Source organism: Sphingomonas rhamnosi (assembly GCF_036663615.1).
GTDB lineage: Bacteria > Pseudomonadota > Alphaproteobacteria > Sphingomonadales > Sphingomonadaceae > Sphingomonas.
This window is the reverse complement of sequence record NZ_JAXOJJ010000028.1, coordinates 1-1,317: the sequence shown is the minus strand read 5'-3', so window position 1 is coordinate 1,317 and position 1,317 is coordinate 1. Positions and strand designations below refer to the sequence as shown.

The following is a 1,317-nucleotide window of genomic DNA, read 5'->3' as shown; positions in this document are numbered from 1 at the left end:
CACCGACGCTTATCGCAGCGTGCCACGTCCTTCATCGCCTGTATGTGCCAAGGCATCCACGAATTGCCCTTACCTCACGCTTGAGAGTCCACACCACCAACGACATCACTGGGTGCCTCCAAAGAGGTCACCAACTCGGCAGAGCAGTGTGCGTTGGCCTTTGTCAGGTGCGGATGATTATAATCTCAGCCAGATTATTTATATGATGACGCACGTCCGAACGCTTCGAGCTACGCAGCCAATCCGTTCGGCACCAAGGTGCCTTACGAACCGCTTTCGCAGTCCTCAACGTCCCAAATCATACGCCTCACGGCATCGATTTTAAGAACCCATTCACAATGTCAAATACGGGTCGCTTGCGACCCAATCACCGTGCTCTCGCACGGCGAACCGTTTCTCTTCATCAACCTGGATATGTGGTTAGCGGGCCGTGCCCGCTGCGCCCGTCAGTCGCAGCGAAGCTGCGCCTTGTGGGCGCGCTTCTCGGCGCTGGCCGTGCTTGTAGTCGTGCGCGGCAGCTTTCGCTGCCTCGTCTCGTCTACTGCGCATTGGTGGAGCCTATCGGGATCGAACCGATGACCTGATGCTTGCAAAGCAACCGCTCTCCCAGCTGAGCTAAGGCCCCATTATGCTGCGAGATGGTGGGCCGAGTAAGAGTTGAACTTACGACCTCACGCTTATCAGGCGTGCGCTCTAACCACCTGAGCTACCGGCCCCATCTCACACCCAAGCTGGTCCGAAGGACCGCTAGGCGGGAGGTGCCAGCTCAGATTACCCAAGCCGCTAGGCTTGGGATCCAGTTGATGAAGGGACATGAGGACGGCGGCTAATGTTCTTTGGAATGGAGGAAGCTCTTCCGACCGCATGGCATCCGAACCGAAGTCCGAGTGCGAGGCTGTCAGCGCTTTCCGCCGATATCCTTAGAAAGGAGGTGATCCAGCCGCAGGTTCCCCTACGGCTACCTTGTTACGACTTCACCCCAGTCGCTAAACCCACCGTGGTCGCCTGCCTCTCTTACGAGTTAGCGCAACGCCTTCGGGTGAATCCAACTCCCATGGTGTGACGGGCGGTGTGTACAAGGCCTGGGAACGTATTCACCGCGGCATGCTGATCCGCGATTACTAGCGATTCCGCCTTCATGCTCTCGAGTTGCAGAGAACAATCCGAACTGAGACGGCTTTTGGAGATTAGCTCACCCTTGCGAGTTTGCTGCCCACTGTCACCGCCATTGTAGCACGTGTGTAGCCCAGCGCGTAAGGGCCATGAGGACTTGACGTCATCCCCACCTTCCTCCGGCTTATCACCGGCGGTTACCTT

General features: G+C 57.4%; 2 tRNA genes and 1 rRNA gene. All 3 read right to left on the bottom strand.

The window, feature by feature from the left end:
• Window positions 1-549: 549 nt before the first annotated feature.
• Window positions 550-625 (bottom strand) — tRNA-Ala (locus U1701_RS18615).
• 14 nt (window positions 626-639) lie between these two features.
• Window positions 640-716: transfer RNA gene (locus U1701_RS18610), tRNA-Ile, on the bottom strand.
• Window positions 717-924: 208 nt separating this feature from the next.
• Window positions 925-1,317 (bottom strand): 16S ribosomal RNA (locus tag U1701_RS18605); the annotation flags it as partial.